Below are 19999 nucleotides of genomic sequence, written 5' to 3' on the forward strand. Positions count from 1 at the left end.
CAAATTGTTCTGAGAATAGGATCAGCTAAGCAAGGTTTCGCTTAAAAAAACATCCTCAGGTTTTGCCTGAGGATGAAATTAATGATGTTAGGTCAAAGAGTTTGCTTTCAAATTTCAGAGAAATTTTAGAGCGGATCAAGCACAACTTTGATGCAGTTATCTTTCTTCTGCTTGAAAATTTCGTAGGCCTTAGGTGCGTCTTCTAGCTTCATCCGGTGAGTGATGATGTATGAGGGGTCAATGTCACCGTTTTGGATATGTTCCAGTAAAGGACTGAGATAACGGTGAACGTGGGTTTGCCCCATTTTGAAATTCAACCCTTTGTTGAAAGCGGCTCCAAAGGGAATCTTGTCGAGCAGTCCGCCATAAACTCCAGGGATCGAGACGGTGCCACCTTTGCGACAGGCAACGATGACCTGGCGTAGGGCTGTAGGGCGATCGGTTTCCAAACGCACCGCTTGTTTCACTCGGTCATAGATGGCGACAGCATCGGTGCCGTGTGCTTCCATGCCGACTGCGTCAATGCAGGCATCGGGGCCGCGTCCACCCGTCATTTCTTTCACCGCTTCGCCTGCGTCTACTTCTTCGTAGTTTATAACCTCAGCTTTGCCAAACTCTTTTGCCAATTGCAAGCGTTCTGGAACCCGATCGATGCCAATGACTCGATCCGCTCCCAACATGTAGGCACTCTTAATCGCAAATATTCCAACTGGACCACAGCCCCAAACGGCTACGGTGTCGCCAGGTTGAATGTTGCAGTTCTCAGCAGCCATGTAGCCCGTGGGGAAGATGTCTGTGAGAAACAGGACTTGCTCATCAGTTAGACCATCTGGGATTTTGAACAAACCGACATCTGCAAAGGGAACGCGGGCATACTGTGCCTGCCCTCCAGCATATCCACCAAAGATGTGAGAGTAGCCAAATAACCCAGCGGCTGAATGTCCGTAGAGTTTCTCAGCGATCGCCGCATTCGGATTCGAGTTATCGCACAGCGACCACAGATCTCGCTGACAGAAGAAGCAATTGCCGCAAGAGATGGTGAACGGAACAACGACGCGATCGCCAATCTTAACCCGTTTAACGTCACTACCAACTTCAACCACCTCGCCCATAAATTCATGACCGAGAATGTCACCTGATTGCATTGACGGAATAAATCCATCGTAGAGGTGCAAATCTGAGCCACAAATTGCAGTTAGCGTAATTTTGATAATGGCATCATGCGGATTGATAATTTTGGGGTCGGGTACGTTATCTACTCGAACATCTGTTGCGCCATGCCAGCAAACAGCTTTCATTCAATTCTCCTTATCTTCCTACGGCTCTTTCTGCGCCTTCGACTGTGTCTTCAACCTTGTCTTTTACGTCGTTGATAAACTCTTTTGTGCCTGGATAAATTGGCTGATCAAGGTTGAGTTTTTCACGGACATTATCGGCAACACCCTTCAACCCTTCTTGCGTTTCCACCTGGGGGCTATTTTCGATGGCAGCACCCGGACTATTGTTTCTGCCACTATAGTCAGCCTGTCTTCTGGTACCCGGTTCGCTAATTTCGTTGTTGTAATTGCCCCGGTCGTAGGTGGTCGCCTGTGGTTTTTCGACGGGGTTGGCGATCGCTTCACTTCCACCAAATGCACCAAAGCTAGCGGTCAGAAATAGAATTCCAGTTAGAAAAACAAAGACAACTTGTTTCAATCCGTTCAACATCTGTTTCATGTTCTCGTTCCTTCTTGTTTTCAAATTTCAAACTTCGATTAACCTTTTCCAGGGTCCTCTTAACTGCGACCGCTGGGTTGCCCTTCAGTCGTTGCAATCTCGCCCGCTTCCATGAGTTGCTTGAAGCGGCTCAGTTCTGCCCCGATTTGTTGTTCTGGTTCTTCGCCAAATAGCTTCGCTAAGGCTCCGGTCAAGGCTCCACCCGGTGGGTTGTATTCCAGCACGACTTTGACTTCAGTGCCGCGTCCTTGAGGAGCAGGTTGAAAGCGAACAAAGCCAGAGTTGTCTACATCAGCGCCTTCTACTGAAGCCCAAGCAATTAGGCGATCGGGCTGGTCGCTGACGATTTCTGCATCCCATTCCACTGATGCTCCCAGAGGCGCGGTTGCGATCCAGTGAGAGCGTTTGTCGTCGTGCACTTTGACGGACTTGAGATGCTGCATGAAGGTCGGCAGATTCTCAAGGTCGTGCCAAAAGTTGTACAGGTCAGAGGCTGAGCGATTGATGGTGACGGTCTTTTCAACGCGAATGCTCTTGTTGATGCCGGTAGCATCTGCGATGGTGGCAGGTAGGCTCTTTTCACTCTTTGCCCCGTGCAATGCTAAGCTGCCGCCTGCAACTGCCATCAGTGCGCCCCGCAAAGAGCGCTGTTGCAGACCCATTAACACCATTGCGCTGCCACCAATAATCGAAGCCCAGCGCTCGTTCTCACCTTTGCTGTCCGATGCTGATTGGCTTTGCAGATTCGACTGATTTGTTACTTCTTCCATAGTGTTTGTTTAGGTTTTCCGCTTTGGATTCCTTGATGATTAAAGTGATTAGAAATGCCCCAAATTGATCAAAATCACTCTCTCTAAAGTATTTTCATTTCACATTTCAATAGACCAACCCAAATACTCAGAGATTAAACTTGAGCCTCAATTCCTGGCGAAATGAATGATTGAAATAGCATAGCTATGTGTAACAGCTATTTTGCAATAGCTATTTGCGGCTATTTATGGCTGTTAACCTACCGTCAGATGCTTTTTAGAGTGCTTTTTAGGCAATTCCTAACTCATTGCTGGTGACTTCAGCTTAGGAATGTGAGCGAAAGAAATTCTTCATTCTAAAGGGATAGATCAGGGGACAAGCTTTTTCTCTCAATTGCTTTTCAGCCCATTTGAAGATTTTGAATTTCTCTGGTTTTTCGTAGGACTTCCTCAGCCAAAAGAAGGATGTTGTTAGCGGTCTAATTTTGCCTACTGAGAAAAGAGATTCAATTAACTTTTTTGAAGGGAAATAAGAGATGCAATTAAAGCCAATTCATCAGCAGGTGGTTGCCGTTGTGGGGGCTTCAAGCGGCATCGGTCGTGAGACAGCGCTACGGTTTGCCCAACGGGGGGCAAAAGTCACGGTTGCGGCCCGCAGTGAGGTCGGGCTACAAACCCTAGTTGATCAAATCAAGAGTGCAGGCGGAGATGCACTGGCGATCGTTGCGGATGTAGCCGAATTTGAGCAGGTGAAGGCGATCGCTGACAAAACCGTTGAAACCTACGGGCGACTCGATACTTGGGTTCATGCAGCGGCGACTGGCGTTTTAGCACCGTTTGAAAAAATTACGCCAGAGGAATTTAAGCGTGTCGTCGATGTCACCCTAATGGGACAAGTGCATGGCGCGATGGCAGCACTGCCCCACCTCAAGCGCGAAGGCAGAGGGGCAATGATTCACATTTCTTCGGTAGAGGCGCGGCGAGGTATACCGCTACAAAGCCCCTATTCTGCTTCAAAGCATGGAGTAGAAGGGTTTCTGGAAGCGCTGCGGGTAGAGCTACAGCACGAAAACATTCCCATTAGCGTGACCAATATCTTGCCAGCAGTAATTAATACGCCCTATTACAACAAGGCGATGACCAAGTTAGGCGTGAAGCCAACTGGAATTCCGCCTTACTACGAACCGAGTTTGGTTGCGGATGCGATTTTGCATACCGCGGAGCATCCAACTCGCGACTTTATCGTAGGGGATGTGGGCAAGATTGTGGACGTGCTGCAACGGTTGTCGCCACAGTTGGTGGATGCGCTGCTGTTAGCGATCGCTTTCCCACTCCAGCGAACCGATGAACCAAAGTCTGAAAATGATCCCAACAACCTGTTTGCTCCGGCTGATCCAGCAGCAGGTTATGACCGCGTAGAGGGCGATTTTGGTAATCTCACGATTCCTAGTGTCAGCGATTGGTTTGACCGCAATCCGACTGTGAAGTGGGGGGCGATCGCCAGCGCTGCAGCCTTAGCCCTACTAGCAACTCAGGCATTTACGGGCGGACCATCTGCAGGAGAACTGTAAAGTGACTTATCCTCAAGCACCTTGGACGCTTCAGGGCTATTCTATCCAAAGCCTTCAACCTATCGATGTTGAGCAAGTTCGTCCGCTAATTCCGTCTGAGCTAGAAATTGTTTCAGTCTTTCCGGGTAAAACTTTGGGCGGTGTTTACGTTGCCTCCTATGGCACAGGCTCAACATTGCTCTACAACGAGCTAATTGTGGTAGGTGCGTTGACTCGCTATGAGAACCAGGTTGGCAGTTGGGTGTCGCACATTTATGTAGACAATCCTGATTCTGTTGCCGGGGGGCGAGAAATTTGGGGACTACCCAAGCAACTGGCTCAATTCACCTGGGAGCAGGGCTCCCAAAAACGGGTGTCGGTCTATCAGGAAAATCAGTTGCTCTGTCGGTTTGAATACAGTTGGCAGATCCCAGCATGGCGACAGCCTCTCAAGGCGACAAGCTTTAGTACGCTGGATGCCGATTTACTCTCATTTGAAGCAGAGGCATCAGCCAACTTTAGTTTGGTGGGCGCTGACTTACAGGTGCCAAGTGGCAGCCCTTTTCACCATCTCTGCCTTGATCAACCTCGGTTGGTTTTCTATGCTGACCAGTTGCGTCTGTCGGTTAGCAGTCCTCAGCGGCTGATAACTCGCGTGAAATTCTAGGCATCTATTCTGTAATGTCTGTTTTCAGGTTGGATAGAGTACGGCGGAACTAAAATTTGGTGAACATGCAAAGAAGTATCGCCCGCATTGCGGGCGATACTTCTTTGCGCTGTTTCAACTACATGTTGTGTGGTTGAAACAGCGCTATTGAATTTTCCTAAGTTTAGGAACTGGACTTTTCGGCGACGACTTCTTCGCTGGCTTCTTCCGAAGTTTGCGTTGGTGCTTCGGAAGAAGATTCAGATGTAGAAGCAGGTTCAGGGGTTTCTTCAGTCGCTACTTCAGTCGGTTCTGATGCCGCTTCGGTGACTGGTTCTGTTTCTACGGTAACTGCTTCAGCCGATTCAGTTGCCGCCTCGGCCACTGGCTCAGTTGGTTCTGGGGTTTCAGGAGCTACTTCAGCCACAGAAGTGGCTTCCGTCGATTCTTCAGCCGCTACTTCCGTTGTTTCCGCTGATACCTCCAAGGTTTCTTCTGGAGTTTCTTCTGGAACTTCTTCGACGGGTGGCTTGGGTTGGGTGGGTCTAGGCCCACGCATCAAAGCAAGATTTGCGGGTGCAGGACGTTCGTCTCTGTTGCGATCGCCCTTCCCCTTCCCTTTGCCCTTGGAGCGATCTTTGTCTCTGTCTCTACTCCGACCTTCGTTGCCTTCGGATGAACGCAAGGCATTCCGTTCTTCGGGCGATCGCTTCACTGGAGCGGGAGCGCGTTTTGCCGGAGCCGCCTCAGGCGGAGACTCGACTGCAGCTTCGATCGCCACTTCACTCGATTCAACAGTCTGAGACTCGACTGCCTGACGCTCAGACTTCTTAACAGGACGTTCTACCATGATTCAGCATTTTTGTTTACCTGTTATCCTATCTCGAACCCAGGGGGCATTGCTGAGTTGAGCGTGGAATTTGAATAAGGATTTTGGGTTGGAGAGAAACAATCTCTGCTACCCAAAATCCTGTTGTGTTTTTGTCTCAGACGATTTGCTGAATACTGTACGCCCAAGGAAACTAGTTTTGGCTGTTGCCCGACTTCATCATTGAAAGGACACGCCCATTGTTGATAAAGCGTTCGGATAGCACCTGACGATAAACCGCTTCATAACCATCAGTCATGCACTGCACACTAAAGTGAGTCAAAACATGTTCTCGGCAGGCGTGACGATCAATTTCGGGGAGGCGGGCGATCGCCTCCACACATTCTTCGGTGTTGTGGCACAAAAAGCCCGTCTTACCGTGAACGATCACTTCAGAGGTAGACCCTAGTTCCATTGCGATCACAGGAGTGCCAGCCGCCATCGACTCGATCATCACTAGCCCAAACGGTTCGCGCCAGGTAATGGGAAACAGCATTCCAACCGCATTACCCAGAAGTGCGTTTTTCTGGAAATGGTTTGCCTCACCCAAATACTGGATTTGCTCACCGTCGACCAACGGCTTGATTTCCTGTTCAAAGTAGTCCACATCCACTACATCGACCTTGCCTGCCATCTTCAGCTTCCAGCCTGTTTGCTTGGCAATGGCGATCGCCAAGTGCGCTCCCTTCTCAGGTGATATACGCCCTAGGAATGCCAAATAAGGCTCCTCATCTGGCTGAGGATAAAACTGGTGGCTGTCGGGATCAATGCCGTTGTAAACTGTTGCGACGCAGTTTAGGTCTAACCGTGGCTCCCGTTGAGCGTCAGAGATGCTGACGTAGGGTTGGTTTTTGGCGTAGCCAAACATCTTTTCATTGTCAGGCGTAAAGATGCCATGAAGTGTGTGAATCGTTGGAGTTTTGACCAGATTTGCAAAGGGCAGTGCAGAGCAGCCCATGTGAGAGTGAATGATGTCAAATTCCTGCGCCCGTTCGTATACCTGACTCAGTTGCAGCATTTCATAGATGCCGTACTCCTTCACGTTAGGAGCCAGACGCAATGCTTGAGGGCAAACAGATTCAAGCTTAGCCAGACTAATGGAATCTCCCGATGCAAATAGCGTCACCTCATGTCCCCGCCGAACCAGTTCATCGGTCAGCAGTCCAACAACTAGTTCAACGCCGCCATAAGCCGGGGGGGGAACTCTCTCCCATAACGGGGCAATTTGAGCAATCCGCATTACAAACCTCCTTAAGGAATATAAGACTTGAGCTAAAGTGACCAGCCCTTCGTCCACGGAGTGCTTTCAAGCGACCATTTGCTTGAGAGCTTATACATTACAAATCGTTAAGCAAGTTTTAATAAAACCTAAAACTTGTGACGAAGTGTCTGAAGTGTATGAATGATTTAAGTTTTTTGACAATGGGTATACCTACCCTCATATATGCGGGAAATCCACACTTTTTGAGCGCGTCAATTGATACAGGAACGTTGCCTGGTAAGACATGTAAGGCGATTGCCCGCAAATCCCAAGATCCTTCTCCAGGAAGAGTTTCAGCAGCGGCAAGATGGGCGAGAAACTACGACTTCGGGGTGAGGTTCTCCTGACTCGCATTGAGCAGGGAATTGGGTGAATATAAATCTATAAGCAAAAGCGGTTACGAACCGCACTGCTCTAAAAACTGTTCAAGATCCAAGAATTGTTGAAGGATTGTTGTAGAGGTGACACTATGATGATTCGCTACTGGCAACCTTTTCGTGAGATCGAAACTCTGCGTCGTCAGCTTGATCAAGTGTTTGATGAACTCGCTAGCTCTCAGAGCGATTCACCTGCCGCTTGGGGACCTGCAATCGAGATGCAGGATCATAGCGACAATCTGATTCTCAGAGTGCAGCTACCCGGTATTGAAGGCAAGGATTTAGATGTTCAGGTGACTCGTGATGCAGTCGCCATTGCAGGCGATCGCCCACAACCCCAAGAGGCAAATTATCTCCACTCTGAGTTCCGCTATGGCAAGTTTCAGCGTGTAGTCAATCTACCCGTAGCCGTACAAAACGATCAGGTGAGCGCAAACTTTACCAACGGCATTTTGACGCTGACCTTACCCAAGGTGACAGAAGCGCGTAACCGAGTCGTTAAAGTCAATCTGGGTGAACTGTCAGGTGCATCAAACCCAACGCTAGAAGCTAGCACTAACTCCGTTGCAGAGAACAGCAACAACTAATTGGTAACTAGCTAGACCTATAGGGTGGGCAATGCCCACCCTTTTTGCGTATCTGCACTGGCTGCCCCTTGGGTTCACAAGCTTGTTGCTTCGTAAACTTGCGTAAAGTAGAGATAGGATCGTACTTTGCGCCTGAACTAGCCACTAATTCGCTAACAATGGATATTCCCGTTCTCTCCTCTACTGTTTTGCTGACGCTGTTGCTTTCGGTTGGGCTGTTTTTCTTTATTCGGGCTTCGACTAAAGACCGAATCCAAGTTGCCAAACTAGTTACAGAGCAACCCGAAGAGTCTTTGCTAGAGCAGCTACAGGCGTACTTTACACAGCGGGCTTATCGAATTGCAGCAGTAGACGCAGCTAAGAATCAGGTAACGTTTGAAGGATTTGTTCGCCCCAGTGTGTTTCTAGCTGTTTTCCTGACGCTATTGGCGGCGGTTGGTTTGCTTTGCTTGGCGTTGGTTTTGGCGCTGCTATTGCCCGATTGGGCAAACATCTTGCCGATTTTGGTCGTGTTTTCGCCGATCGCAGGCATCTTTTACTGGCGTAAGTCTGCCCGTCCTGAGCAGGTTCGGCTACAGGTCGCAAAGCTGCAAGGAGATGAGTCCGTGCAAAACCTGGTGACGGTCACAGCCCATCGAGACGAACTAGCAGAGTTACAGCGAAGCCTGAATTTGAAACCTTTAGAGGAAAGCTAAATATGGGCTGAATGTAGAGTCTTTTAGCTCAAGCCGTACAAATTCTGCTTAAATTCTGGTAAATTTGCTTGCAGTGAAGGGTCTGACCCCTCTAAAGATATAGTTGAGACAGCCTTGAATTTTAAGGAAATGGGTGGGGCGATCGCCCTTTTCCCGGCCTTTTTCCTCTCCTCCTCGCGCTACAAGAGGTGTGGTGATCAGCAAAGCAAAACTGGCTGTACTCAGGACGTGGCTCGACCAACTTAGCCGGGAACAGTCGACTGACCCGGCATATAAGGCATGGCGAAAACGGTTTCTGCAACAGCGCTTACAGCTAGGGTTACAGCTTGCTGTTGCGGCTTACCTGAGTTTCATTTTGCTAGAACTGGTGCTGACTGCCGCTCAGATCAAAGTGTGGGACCCGGGCTGGCTAGTTATGGCAAGTGTCGCGGAGCTAGGACTGATCACCTGTTTAGTGGGAGTGCGATCGCCTCAAGGCAAGCACCGATTGGGACTACTCTTTTTGGGGGGTTCCTGGTCAATCACGCTAGTGGAGCAGGTTTGGGCAACGCTTAACGGATTTGCCTTTCCGGGGCTTTTTGCCTGGACTTTGGTGTTGTTGACCCAGGCGACTCTGGTGCCTGTCCGCTGGTATTTACACCTGATCTCTCAGGTTGGCTTACTGACCTACTACTTCGGTGTAAACACCATTCTGAATCTTTACCCCAACGACGGTCAGCCTCTTTGGGACCCGATTCAGGTGCTTTACTTGCTCTGGTTTTGTGGCATCTGTGATCTGGCTGTTTTTTTGTATGAGCGACTGCAAAGAACTGAGTTTCAGACGCGACGTGAGTTAGAGGCTGAACAGGAGAAGTCAGAGCGGCTGTTGCTCAACATTTTGCCAGAAGCGATCGCCCAACAGCTTAAACAAGACCATCGCACGATCGCAGAAAGCTTTGCCGAAGCAACGGTTTTGTTTGCTGATATCGTTGGCTTTACCCAGATTTCAGCCGGAATTCCGCCCCGTGAACTGGTGACGCTGCTCAACCAAATTTTTTCCACTTTTGATCAACTGGCGGAACAACACAATTTAGAAAAAATTAAGACGATTGGGGACGCATACATGGTGGTTGGAGGGTTGCCCATTGAGCGAGGCGACCATGTGGAGTCGATTGCTAGCATGGCACTAGATATGCAAGCGGCGATCGCCCAGTTTAAAACCCGGCAAGACCAGCCTTTCCGCATTCGCATTGGAATCAACACTGGCCCCGTTGTAGCAGGCGTAATTGGCAGAAAGAAATTTATCTATGACCTTTGGGGCGATACCGTAAATATTGCCAGTCGTATGGAATCTCAAGGATTACCGGGCTGCATTCAGGTGACAAAACCCGTCTATGAGCGGCTGCAAGACAAATTCTTGTTTGAAGAGCGCGGCATCTTGGAGATCAAAGGAAAAGGCAAAATGCAGGTTTACTTATTACAAGACAGATTGTTGTAGGACAGACTGTAGGCTGCTCCTGCTGACTATTCAAACGCGGAGTTTTTGGCTAACGCATACCCACAATAGAAACAGGTACTGCGTTTTGAACTGACTTTCCTGCCACAGTTAGAACAAACCAAAACCTGTCGCCCAAGTCTGCCGTCTAGCTTGCCGTCCCGCAGGTCAATCTCGGTCATCTTTACAAATAGTTCTTCTTCCGTCAGCTCTGTATTGTCTCTAATTAACTCCCACATTGCCTGACAGCTCAAAGAAAGTTTCTCAACCTTCTGCTGTAGAGAATGCATCTCGTCAGCCAAATTTTCTATTTTGTTGGCTACTCTGTGAACTTTAGAGTCTGTCTCTGTTCTCGCCGCTTCTTGCCGTCGCTCCAGGTTTCCAAAATCCATAGCTACAAGAAGTCCTTACTGATGGCTTACCCTTATTCTAGGATCTGCTTATGGGGGGCGTAGGTGAAGTTGCGGTATCTAGGGAAGGGCGATCGCCTCCGCTAGACCATCCGAATCAATTTCTGATACCAATTTAATTTGAAGATGTTGCAAATGTGGGTAGGGGCGCGTCGCGATGTGCCCTTACAGAAGTTGATAAATCGCAAAATCCATTTAATATCGGTACAAAATTCTAATCAGCGATAATGGAGTGCTGGGTGCTTGTAGCTTTTGATTCGCTTATTAGAGGGATCTAACAGAATGTAAAGGTGATAAATTTTTAAGGCGGAAGGACTTGGTTTCGTAGAGCGTGTACGCAAAACGAAACATTAGGGGAAAGTGTTATAAAAAAGCGTTACATGAAAACAGCGTTACGTGAAAGCAGTATAGAAGTTGAAGAGAGTGAGGTTACGATGTCGGAGGCAGAAAAGCCCCTGACAGTGCCTAAAGAATTGCTAGGTGCGCCAGGTGACTTTAACCCCACGCTGCTGATGTTTCTAGCAGCAGTTGTGATGGTTGTGATCTCAACGTTGGGATATTGGCGCTGGCATTGGGTGGACTGGTGCTGTTTTGTGATTAACGTGATTGCCTTACACATGGTAGGGACGGTGATTCACGATGCCTCGCATCATGTGGCGCATCGCGATCGCATCGTCAACGCTGTGCTGGGACACGGTAGCGCTTTAATGTTGGGGTTTTCCTTCCCGGTGTTTACGCGAGTTCACATGCAGCATCATGCGAACGTAAACGATCCCGATAATGACCCCGATCATTTCGTTTCAACGGGCGGTCCGCTATGGCTAATTGCAGCCCGGTTTTTTTACCACGAAATTTTCTTCTTTAAACGCAAGCTCTGGCGCAAATATGAGCTGCTGGAGTGGTTTTTGGCGCGTTTGGTTGTTATTTCAATTGTTTATGTCTCTGTTCAACACCATTTCCTGGGCTACGTTCTCAATTTTTGGTTCTCCCCAGCAGCAGTGGTAGGGCTGGCGTTAGGGCTATTTTTTGACTACTTGCCCCATCGCCCGTTTCAAGAACGCGATCGCTGGAAGAATGCCCGAGTCTATCCCAGTTCCATTCTCAATCTGCTGATCATGGGGCAAAACTATCATCTGATTCACCATCTTTGGCCCTCAATTCCCTGGTACAACTATCAGCCTGCCTACCGCGCAACTCAGCCTTTGCTCGATGAAAAGGGCTGTCACCAGTCGTTAGGGCTGCTCCAGGGCAAAGACTTTCTTAGCTTCCTTTACGACATTTTCTTGGGAATTCGCTTTCACGGTCACAAACCGAAGCCTCAAGTGGAACATGAGGTTCCTTGAAGCTATTCCAATAAATCTATAACGGTGTAGCAATCTAATACCAATTCCACAAATTAGGGCTACAGATGGAAGGGCACCTCGCGGAGCGAGGTGCCCTTCCATCTGAGAGATAACGTTATAGCTAGTCGTGTTGCGACACCGTCATAGATTTATTTTTACTCCTCGATAGCCCATCTCTGCTTTTTGCATTTCTTCCACCATTTGTTTGCTGCGGCGAATATAGGTGACGAACAGCAGAATCGAGAAGCCAATGACGAGCAGCCCCAAAACGTTGCCCGCAAACGTGTTGTAAAAGCCATGCAGGGCAGCAGCGATCGCCACGCCAATGAAAATAATGGCGCTGCGCCGTGAAGGGTTGATTGCTGCCAGTCCCATAAAATAGCCGACAATTCCGGCGAGAATAGCATGAAAGAGCGGCAGGGAAACAAAGCGAATCGTATTTGCGATGACGTAGGAGCCAAAGTCTAGATCTCCTCTGGTCAAGCTAAAGCGATAGAGCAACGAGTAGGTTGCTCCTTCAGCCATCGCAAACCCTAATCCTGATGCTGCCCCATAGAAGGCAGAGGTAAGCGGGTCTTGCAGCTTTCCTGGACGCAGCAAAAACAGGTATACGGGTAAGGCTTTGCACAATTCTTCTAAAACCCCTACACCTAACACGAAACCAATCATCCGGGGAATCATCCCTGCCCCAATCACGGCGTAGAAGGCGTTAAACGGCGGCACCTGCTGAAAAAACAGCAACATTGGAATGCCGACAAAGGCAGTAAACAAAACACACTTCAATGTATCGCGCCAGGAAAATTGAGGTGGCTTGATCAAGTTGTAGAGCACCACGCCCCAGATTGAGGCGTAGTAGATTCCTAGCATCCAGGCTGTTTGCTGAAGGCTGGCTTTGTCGGGTGTCACCAGATCCACAACTAGAGGAAATAAGCCAAAAAACAACAAAATTTTGACTAAGTGGTTTTGGTACAGCCCTAGACTGATCACGTCTCGATAGGGAAAAACGGCCGCAAATTGAAACGTTCTTAGCGTTGCCAAAAAATCGTTGGTTTCGGGGCGGGGTTTTTCTAGCTCTGCTAGCTCTAGTTCTGACAAAAGTTCGGATGAATCATCAAACAGGGGTACAAATTCTGCGTACCAAGTAGGTACATCTTCGCCGATCTGCTGCCCATAAACTTTGACTAATTGAATCGACTTGGCTCCATAGTCGCTAATCTGACGGTTGAGGAAGGAGACAAAAGTTTGCTGCGCAAGCGGACGAGTTGATGAAAGCAAGACTTGCAGACAGCTATCCATCAACAAGACTTTTGCCATCACCCCTCTGGGCTGTAAGGCTTGATTGAGCAGCGTGGCGATCGCCCCAGGATCACCCTGCTGGGCAAGTTCGACAAGACTAAATTGGGTCATGACCGACGAGTCCGCTGGGTCAAAGGGGGGTTAATTCAAAATATCTCATGCCTGGTAGAGCTGGTAGGGACACAAAGCCATTCTAATTAGAGCCAGCTGAGTTGGGGCTAGCGGGCGGACTGGCTGCCGGGCGAGTGGGACTAGCTTGGGGGCTAGTGGTTGGACTGCCTGTCGGGCGAGTAGGACTAGCTTGGGGGCTGGTGGTTGGACTGGCTGCTGGGCGAGTAGGGCTAGCTTGCGGGCGGGCTGGGCGAGTTCCTGAGCTTGGACGATCTAGCGTGACAGGGGCTTCGATCCGCTGAGGTTCTGAAGCTCCTTCTGGTGTCCAAAATACGGCTTCCACATTGACGGTTGTAACGTCTGGGTTAATAGTAAACGAGCTTCTAAAGGGTACCGTTTCTCCTGGCTCTAGGGCAGCAACGCCCAGACTACTATAACCACCTTGAAACAAGTTGGGATTTTCAGCGGAGCCACCTCGGTAGGAAACCGACACGTCACTAACGGTCTGGTCGCTATGATTGGTAACGCATCCGACTACAAAATTACCGCCGTTTTCAGACGCTTCAGGATCAAACTGCACATTCGTCAACTGAACGGGGTCAGACTCAGGAGTAGACTCCACCTCACGGCAAGTCACCTGATTGGAGACGGTGATGCTTGATGTGGGTGCCGACGCGTTAGTGTTAGCAGGAAGATTGGCGGCTTGCTGTTGAGCAGCGGCTAGACTCTGTTGATAGGCAGGCAAGCGGTTTCGGGCTGTGGCATAGTCTGGGCTATCGGCGGGTACTGCTTGCAAGAGGGCGATCGCCTGCTCCCACTGGCTAACAACCAAACCCCAATCATCGGCAGATCGGGCTGTTTCTGCCAGCGTTTCTGCCTGCTCCGCGCGACTGGCTGCATCTTCTAACGGATTTTCTGAGAGGGGTTGCTCAATTTCATCTTCGTCGGCATCCAGTTCGGTTGCGGGATCAGGCGCAATCTCAGATGCCGAAGGCTGCAAGGACCTTTCCTGGCGCGAATACCAAATCGAGAAGCCGACAATCGCAGCAATCCAGCTTGCTACGACCAACAAAATTAGGTAAAACCAGGGCGATCGCCCCGTCCTCGTCGGACGCTCTGGTACAGGTGCGTCTACCGCGTGTTCCACCCCATCTGCATCCGTCCAGGTCAGTTGTTCTGCAGGAGCGGTAGGTTCAGCTTCAACAAGTGGAATATTAGGTTCTTCGTAGGCAACATATTCCAACGATTCGTCTGGGGTGAAGTTAACCTCATCATGGGCTGGAGTGACTACAGATGCAGGTTGGTCATCCAGGCGATCGCCAGTCCCAGATCCTGAATAAATTACCGGATCGGGAGCTAAAGTTTCTTCCTCTACTACCGCAGGTTCATTAACAACTGCAGGTTCATTAATAACTGCAGGCTCATTTACAAGCGGAGATTCCTCTAAGTCCGCAAGGTCTTCTACAACTACAGGCTCAACGGTTGCACGGGGTTCTACAGGGGCTGCTCCGTTGCCAATGCGGTCAGCCGCAACCGGAAGTGGGGATACAGGTTCCGCTGGTGGCACGCGGCGGGGTGGGGGTGGAGGTGGGGGTGCCGCAGGCCGCCTGGAGACAGGAGGCTGAATTGAAGTCGTAGGGACAGAAGCAGACTCCAGGTCTGGTGGAACGGGTGTAGTGGGTGGCTTCAGAAAAATTTCTTCAGTCCAGACGGGGGAAAGGTTACCAACCTGCCGACTGGCAATTTCAATCGATTGAATAGATTGGAGTCCCAGACTGGTGATCCCGTTTCGGACAAACGCAATCATGGCTTGTCGATTCGGAATTTGAGCAGACTCCAGCAAAACCTTTAAGCGATCGCCCTGCAAACCCACCGAAGCAGTCATCCCTTTCGGCTGAAGTGAGCGATTCATCAGGGTGGCGATCGCCTGGGGATCACCCTGCTTTGCCAGTTCTAGAAGATTCGACTGTGTCATAACTGATCCAATCTATCAATCGTTTTGTTTATCTTTTGCTCTACAATCTTGGCAACGGCTCAACCCGTCCAGCTTGCCTAGTTCCGTCTCCAGCTTGTCATTTTCCCGTATCTTTCAGCCATATGAGTATTGGATATCTTGCCCTCGTCCTCCACGCCCATTTGCCTTTTGTTCGCCATCCTGAAAGTGACTATGTTTTAGAAGAAGAATGGCTGTTTGAAGCCATTACCGAAACCTATATTCCCTTACTCCTGGCATTTGAAGGGCTGAAACGAGACGGGGTCGATTTCAAAATGACCATGAGCATGACTCCGCCACTGATTTCCATGCTCCGCGATCCCCTGCTGCAAGAACGTTATGACGCGCATCTGACTCAACTGGAAGAGCTGGCAGAGATGGAAGTTGAGCGCAATGTTCATAACGGACATCTCCGCTATCTGGCAGAACATTATGCCAGTGAGTTTAACAAGGTGCGAGAGGTATGGGAGCGTTACGACCATGACCTAGTTACTGCCTTTAAACAGTTTCTAGATAGTAATAACCTGGAGATTATCACCTGTGGGGCAACTCATGGCTATTTGCCCCTGATGAAAATGTATCCGCAGGCGGTCTGGGCGCAGATTGAGGTTGCCTGTGAACACTACGAACAGAACTTTGGTCGCCCGCCTAAAGGCATTTGGTTGCCCGAATGTGCTTACTTTGAAGGGTTAGAGCGAATGCTGGCAGACGCGGGTCTGCGCTACTTCCTCACTGACGGCCATGGAATTCTCTATGCCCGTCCTCGCCCTCGATTTGGCACCTATGCACCTATCTTTACTGAAACAGGTGTTGCAGCCTTTGGACGGGACCACGAATCTTCTCAGCAAGTGTGGTCTTCTGAAGTTGGCTACCCAGGCGCAGCCGAGTACCGAGAATTTTACCGAGATTTGGGCTGGGATGCCGAATACGAATACATTAAGCCCTACATCATGCCCAATGGTCAACGTAAAAATACGGGCATCAAATACCATAAGATTACGGGCAAAGGCTTAGGGCTGGGTGATAAGACCTGGTATGACCCTTACTGGGCGCGAGAAAAAGCTGCGGAACATGCCAGCAACTTCGTCTTTAACCGGGAGCGTCAGGTTGAGCATCTTTATGGGATCATGCAGCGTCCGCCAATTATTGTTTCACCCTACGATGCAGAACTGTTTGGGCACTGGTGGTACGAAGGTCCCTGGTTTATCGACTACCTGTTCCGCAAAGCCTGGTTTGATCAGGGCACGTTTGAGATGACGCACCTGGCAGACTATCTGCGAATGCATCCGACGCAGCAGGTGTGTCGCCCTTCTCAGTCAAGTTGGGGGTTCCGTGGTTTCCATGAATATTGGCTGAACGAAACCAACGCCTGGATTTATCCGCACCTGCACAAAGCAGCAGAGCGAATGATCGACTTATCAAAGCGTGAACCTGTTGATGAGCTAGAGTGGCGGGCGCTCAATCAGGCAGCTAGGGAATTGCTATTGGCGCAGTCGTCAGACTGGGCCTTTATCATGCGTACTGGAACAATGGTTCCTTACGCGGTACGTCGGACGCGATCGCACCTGATGCGCTTCAACAAACTGCGCGACGACATTCTTCAGGAAAAGATTGACTCTGGCTGGCTAGAAAAAGTCGAAAAAATCGACAATATCTTCCCCCAAATCAACTATCGAGTTTATCGACCGCTCTAGAGAGAATTGGTGTAAGGCTAGAACTTTAGAAGAACTTTGAAGACTATAAAAGTCCCGTGAACTCGCGAAGAAAAGTTGGCATCCTCCTAAAGGAGTATGTGATATTTTATGTATTCCTACGGAATCGTTTCTCATACTTCATCAGGCGAACATCTCTAACTCCTTCCCGTAGATTCTCTCAAGCTGCTGACCCAGACAATCAGTTGAACTTAGAGAGATCTACGGTTTTTCAATGGAGCTATGTTTGAGGACTAGTAAAATAGCCTGCGGCAACATCATCTTTAAACTGTTGCAGTCTTTCTTCCAATTGGACAGTTCGTTGTTCAATCAGGTTGTCAGTACTAAGGATGGGGCGCGATCGCAGCGCTAGCTGCTTCAGCCGTGATGCCGCAGATTTAACTCTTAGCCAGTGTCGAACAGTGGATATAGGTGTTAGCAAGTCTGTCTTCTTACGAGGATCAAAGACACGCTGGGTTTGCACGGGCTGATATTCAACGCCGACTGACGCACACCAGTCTTGCCACTTGAAAGACAAAATAGTTGGGCTGGTGACAACTGGCACCCAGGGAACCCGCAAAGCATCCGCTACGATCGCCCCATGCATTGCCTCTGCTAGCACAACTTCGGTTTGCCCAATTGCAGTAATCACGGCTTCGGTTGTCCAACGTGGGTCAATATAGCCAAACCCGATTGCCTCACAGACCGATTTCCAGCCTTCTCCTGCCAGTTCATAGTGAGGCATGAAGGCAAATTTATAGCGTTTGCGATCGCCAGGTTTAACCAATCGTCTGAGCAGCACTGCTCCGTCTGTCACAGCCAACTCGTCTGCCAGACCTAAAGCTTTGGTTGAAAGCGGCCCACGTAGACAATAAATTTTGTAGGAATCGTCAACCGCCGGAACGCCTTTGGCATAGCCTACCCCTGTTCCAAATACAGCTCTTTTGCGGGCGTGACGAGTTCGGTCAGGCAAAGTATTATTAAATAAAGTGCCAATTCCTACAAACGCAGTGGTTGAGTCGTCATCCAACACCCCAGGAAGCAACTTTTCCCAGAGCCAGGGGTTTAAGTTGTCACCAAAATTTTGCGCTCCGTTAGGCAACTTGTAGTAGCAAAGCTTCATCGGTTAGGTTTACCAGTAATAAAATTTGAAATTTTCCAGCGTCGTTAACCTGAGACGCAGTAGGCGATAAACCTTCTCCAAGTTTCTGCGCACAAATAGCACACGTTTTTCTGATTTTGAGAGTTTAGGATGTTCGAGTGCTTTTTGCCGATTAAAATAGGCAAGCTTTTCGGTTGGATCAGCTTGCCCTTTAGAGATTCTGATTTTTTCAATTCGATCTTTAAAGAAGGGAAACCGATCCTCCGAATCAAACTGAACGGAGAGTTCAACTTTTGCAGCAGCAAGCCCTATTGCGTTTCCTTCCCCTAAATAAACGCCGTTTAATTCAAAAAAAGCGGCGATCGCGTCCCAATGTTTGAGGAATTCAATTTCGCGTCCAGCAGATCTTTTAACTGTGAATAAGAACTCGTGGACAAACTTGACGTTTTCTAGATTTAACTTTAGCTTTTCTGCAACTTTTGCAATAACCTCAAAGTCTCGCTTTTTCTCTTGGTTATGCTTAATAATGCCAGAACCTGATCTGGCTGTGATGCCGCTACACCAGTTAATTTCATCTGGTACTTGTCCTAAGATTCGCATATCTGCATCGATAAAAATGCAGGTCTCAAATCGGGCGATCGCCTCTGCAATTACAAACCTCTTATCGTGATAAGGGTAAACTCCCTGTTGCTGATGTTTTATTGCCAAAACGTGAGAACAATGTGCAAAGTCGCTGGGTTTGTCCGTCAGCACAACAAAAGTAGTGCCGGGAGAATATTGCTGAATATCGGCTGCTAAATCTAATGCAAGAGAGCGATATTTCTGTCCTAAAGCTAACGTACCAAAGCAGATATCCTTTACCTCTGACTTCACCATTCAGTCACCTGCTTTTGCACTAAACTTAGTTTTACTTAACTATCCAGAATAATGATTATTACGCCAACTCAAAAGTTCCCCATTAATATATCAACTTTGATTGATTTAAGACAAATTCAACCTGAACATAAAATAATGAAAGATGATCGAAAAAAGCTATGTTTTATCGTTATTTCAAGCAGCTAAAATTCCTCCAAAAAGAAAAAAATAGAGGGTATCTCGGTTGGAGATGCCCTCTACAAATTAAGAGTTAACGTCAGAAGAAACTAGAAGTTCATTTCGGCTGCCTGAACTTTTTCAACCTGCTTCTTCTTTAGAACTAGCAGAATTTGTGACAGCGTTACAGCTCCCATAAAGGCTAGCAATCCTTTAATCCGGTTAGGGCTTTGCAGCACGATTTCAACGTCTTTTTGTCCGAAACCACCCACATTAGGATTAGAAGTTAAGGCACTGCCCGCTGCTACGGTTTCACCCTCAGAGACAACTAGCTCTGGACCAGCAGGAATCGTATCCACCACTGCTTCGCCCTGATCTGGTTGAATCTTGACCTGGTATCCACCATCTTCAGCTTTGGTGACCTGAGCGATTGTGCCAGCAACAGAAGCGTTGTAGACCGCATTGTTGCTCTTTTCACCCGTTGGGTAAACTTGTCCTCGACCACGGTTGCCGCCTACATGGATTTGATATTTACCAAAGTAAACGGACTTGTCAGAACCAGGATCAGGGGCAAGGACAGGGAAAACAATTTCCTGATATTGCTCACCCGGAAGTGGCCCTACCAAAACAATATTCTCTTGAGTCTCACTGTAAGGCTGGAACAGATAGCTCTCTCCAACCTCTTCCTTCATCTCTTCAGGAATTCTTTCAGGTGGAGCAATCTTGAAGCCTTCTGGCAGCATTAGAACTGCGCCGACGTTTAACGGACCTTTCTCACCATTGCCCTGAACTTGCTGGACGCTGGTGTCGTAGGGGATCTTTACGACGGCTTTGAAAACCGAATCGGGTAGAACAGATTGCGGTACCTCAACCTCGGTAGGTTTCGCTCCCAGGTGACAGTTGGCACAGACAATTCGCCCTGTTGCTTCGCGAGGGTTGTCGTAGTTTTGCTGTGCCCAGAAGGGATAAGCAGCAGCAGTTTGAGGGAAAGCAAAGTCACTCGTGACTAGAAGAGCTAGCGTGGCGATCGCCACCAGCATACTTTTAGCAATTGCTCTGCCGCTCTGCGGCAAGATCGACCAGAAAATGGATTTCATG

The 19999-nt window shown here is 48.9% G+C and carries 18 protein-coding genes; 7 read left to right on the top strand and 11 right to left on the bottom strand.

The window, feature by feature from the left end:
- Positions 1–125: 125 nt before the first annotated feature.
- From H6F93_RS04385 to H6F93_RS04395, 3 genes are read right to left on the bottom strand one after another with little or no spacing between them, the layout of a single operon-like run.
- Positions 126–1298, bottom strand: a complete 1173-nt coding sequence (locus H6F93_RS04385) for a zinc-dependent alcohol dehydrogenase (RefSeq protein ID WP_190679467.1) — start codon at positions 1296–1298, stop codon at positions 126–128.
- 10 nt (positions 1299–1308) lie between these two features.
- The gene (locus H6F93_RS04390; protein ID WP_190679468.1) at positions 1309–1716 is read right to left on the bottom strand and encodes a hypothetical protein; all 408 of its coding nucleotides are present in this window, start codon (positions 1714–1716) and stop codon (positions 1309–1311) included.
- A 59-nt stretch (positions 1717–1775) separates the two neighbouring features.
- Positions 1776–2486: an SRPBCC family protein gene (locus H6F93_RS04395; RefSeq protein ID WP_190646399.1), complete on the bottom strand. Its 711-nt coding sequence runs from the start codon at positions 2484–2486 to the stop codon at positions 1776–1778.
- A gap of 515 nt (positions 2487–3001) precedes the next feature.
- Here H6F93_RS04395 and H6F93_RS04400 point away from each other — a divergent pair.
- Both H6F93_RS04400 and H6F93_RS04405 read left to right on the top strand, forming a co-directional pair.
- The gene (locus H6F93_RS04400; protein WP_190679469.1) at positions 3002–4036 is read left to right on the top strand and encodes an SDR family oxidoreductase; all 1035 of its coding nucleotides are present in this window, start codon (positions 3002–3004) and stop codon (positions 4034–4036) included.
- A 1-nt stretch (position 4037) separates the two neighbouring features.
- Complete coding sequence (locus tag H6F93_RS04405; protein WP_190679470.1) at positions 4038–4682, top strand: acetoacetate decarboxylase family protein; 645 nt, start codon at positions 4038–4040, stop codon at positions 4680–4682.
- 163 nt (positions 4683–4845) lie between these two features.
- On the opposite strand, the gene H6F93_RS04410 is transcribed toward H6F93_RS04405, so the two are convergent.
- Complete coding sequence (locus H6F93_RS04410; RefSeq protein WP_190679471.1) at positions 4846–5511, bottom strand: hypothetical protein; 666 nt, start codon at positions 5509–5511, stop codon at positions 4846–4848.
- A 172-nt stretch (positions 5512–5683) separates the two neighbouring features.
- Positions 5684–6769, bottom strand: coding sequence for a glycosyltransferase family 4 protein (locus H6F93_RS04415; RefSeq protein WP_190679472.1), 1086 nt, complete (start codon positions 6767–6769; stop codon positions 5684–5686).
- A 490-nt stretch (positions 6770–7259) separates the two neighbouring features.
- Here H6F93_RS04415 and H6F93_RS04420 point away from each other — a divergent pair, with 490 nt between their 5' ends.
- The 3 genes from H6F93_RS04420 (at position 7260) to H6F93_RS04430 (ending at position 9926) form a co-directional block, all read left to right on the top strand.
- On the top strand, positions 7260–7754 hold the full coding sequence (locus H6F93_RS04420; RefSeq protein WP_190679473.1) for an Hsp20/alpha crystallin family protein: 495 nt from the start codon (positions 7260–7262) through the stop codon (positions 7752–7754).
- 158 nt (positions 7755–7912) lie between these two features.
- A complete protein-coding gene (locus H6F93_RS04425; RefSeq protein ID WP_190679474.1) occupies positions 7913–8449 on the top strand; it encodes a cofactor assembly of complex C subunit B in 537 nt (178 codons plus the stop codon).
- Positions 8450–8639: 190 nt separating this feature from the next.
- Positions 8640–9926, top strand: coding sequence for an adenylate/guanylate cyclase domain-containing protein (locus H6F93_RS04430; protein WP_190679475.1), 1287 nt, complete (start codon positions 8640–8642; stop codon positions 9924–9926).
- A 26-nt stretch (positions 9927–9952) separates the two neighbouring features.
- Here the strand turns inward: H6F93_RS04430 and H6F93_RS04435 are convergent, their stop codons facing one another.
- Positions 9953–10315 (bottom strand): zinc-ribbon domain-containing protein, encoded by a 363-nt coding sequence (locus H6F93_RS04435; RefSeq protein WP_190679476.1) that lies wholly within the window; start codon positions 10313–10315, stop codon positions 9953–9955.
- Between the two features lie 398 nt (positions 10316–10713).
- On the opposite strand from H6F93_RS04435, the gene crtR reads away from it, so the two are divergent.
- Positions 10714–11676: a beta-carotene hydroxylase gene (gene crtR / locus H6F93_RS04440; RefSeq protein WP_524537893.1), complete on the top strand. Its 963-nt coding sequence runs from the start codon at positions 10714–10716 to the stop codon at positions 11674–11676.
- A 141-nt stretch (positions 11677–11817) separates the two neighbouring features.
- Here crtR and H6F93_RS04445 read toward each other — a convergent pair whose 3' ends face one another.
- Together H6F93_RS04445 and H6F93_RS04450 are read right to left on the bottom strand one after the other, a co-directional pair.
- Positions 11818–13083, bottom strand: coding sequence for a PrsW family intramembrane metalloprotease (locus H6F93_RS04445; RefSeq protein ID WP_190646408.1), 1266 nt, complete (start codon positions 13081–13083; stop codon positions 11818–11820).
- 82 nt (positions 13084–13165) lie between these two features.
- Positions 13166–15058, bottom strand: coding sequence for a hypothetical protein (locus H6F93_RS04450; protein WP_190679477.1), 1893 nt, complete (start codon positions 15056–15058; stop codon positions 13166–13168).
- A 122-nt stretch (positions 15059–15180) separates the two neighbouring features.
- Here H6F93_RS04450 and H6F93_RS04455 point away from each other — a divergent pair, with 122 nt between their 5' ends.
- The gene (locus H6F93_RS04455) at positions 15181–16770 is read left to right on the top strand and encodes a glycoside hydrolase family 57 protein (RefSeq protein ID WP_190679478.1); all 1590 of its coding nucleotides are present in this window, start codon (positions 15181–15183) and stop codon (positions 16768–16770) included.
- A gap of 238 nt (positions 16771–17008) precedes the next feature.
- Here the strand turns inward: H6F93_RS04455 and H6F93_RS04460 are convergent, their stop codons facing one another.
- From H6F93_RS04460 to petA, 3 genes are all read right to left on the bottom strand, one after another.
- Positions 17009–17890, bottom strand: a complete 882-nt coding sequence (locus tag H6F93_RS04460; RefSeq protein WP_190679479.1) for a glycosyltransferase family protein — start codon at positions 17888–17890, stop codon at positions 17009–17011.
- A 9-nt stretch (positions 17891–17899) separates the two neighbouring features.
- Complete coding sequence (locus tag H6F93_RS04465) at positions 17900–18745, bottom strand: hypothetical protein (RefSeq protein WP_190679480.1); 846 nt, start codon at positions 18743–18745, stop codon at positions 17900–17902.
- Between the two features lie 266 nt (positions 18746–19011).
- A complete protein-coding gene (gene petA / locus H6F93_RS04470; RefSeq protein WP_190646413.1) occupies positions 19012–19998 on the bottom strand; it encodes a cytochrome f in 987 nt (328 codons plus the stop codon).
- Position 19999: the final 1 nt, after the last annotated feature.

The sequence above is a fragment of the Leptolyngbya sp. FACHB-671 genome (assembly GCF_014695745.1).
GTDB lineage: Bacteria > Cyanobacteriota > Cyanobacteriia > Elainellales > Elainellaceae > JAAUTN01.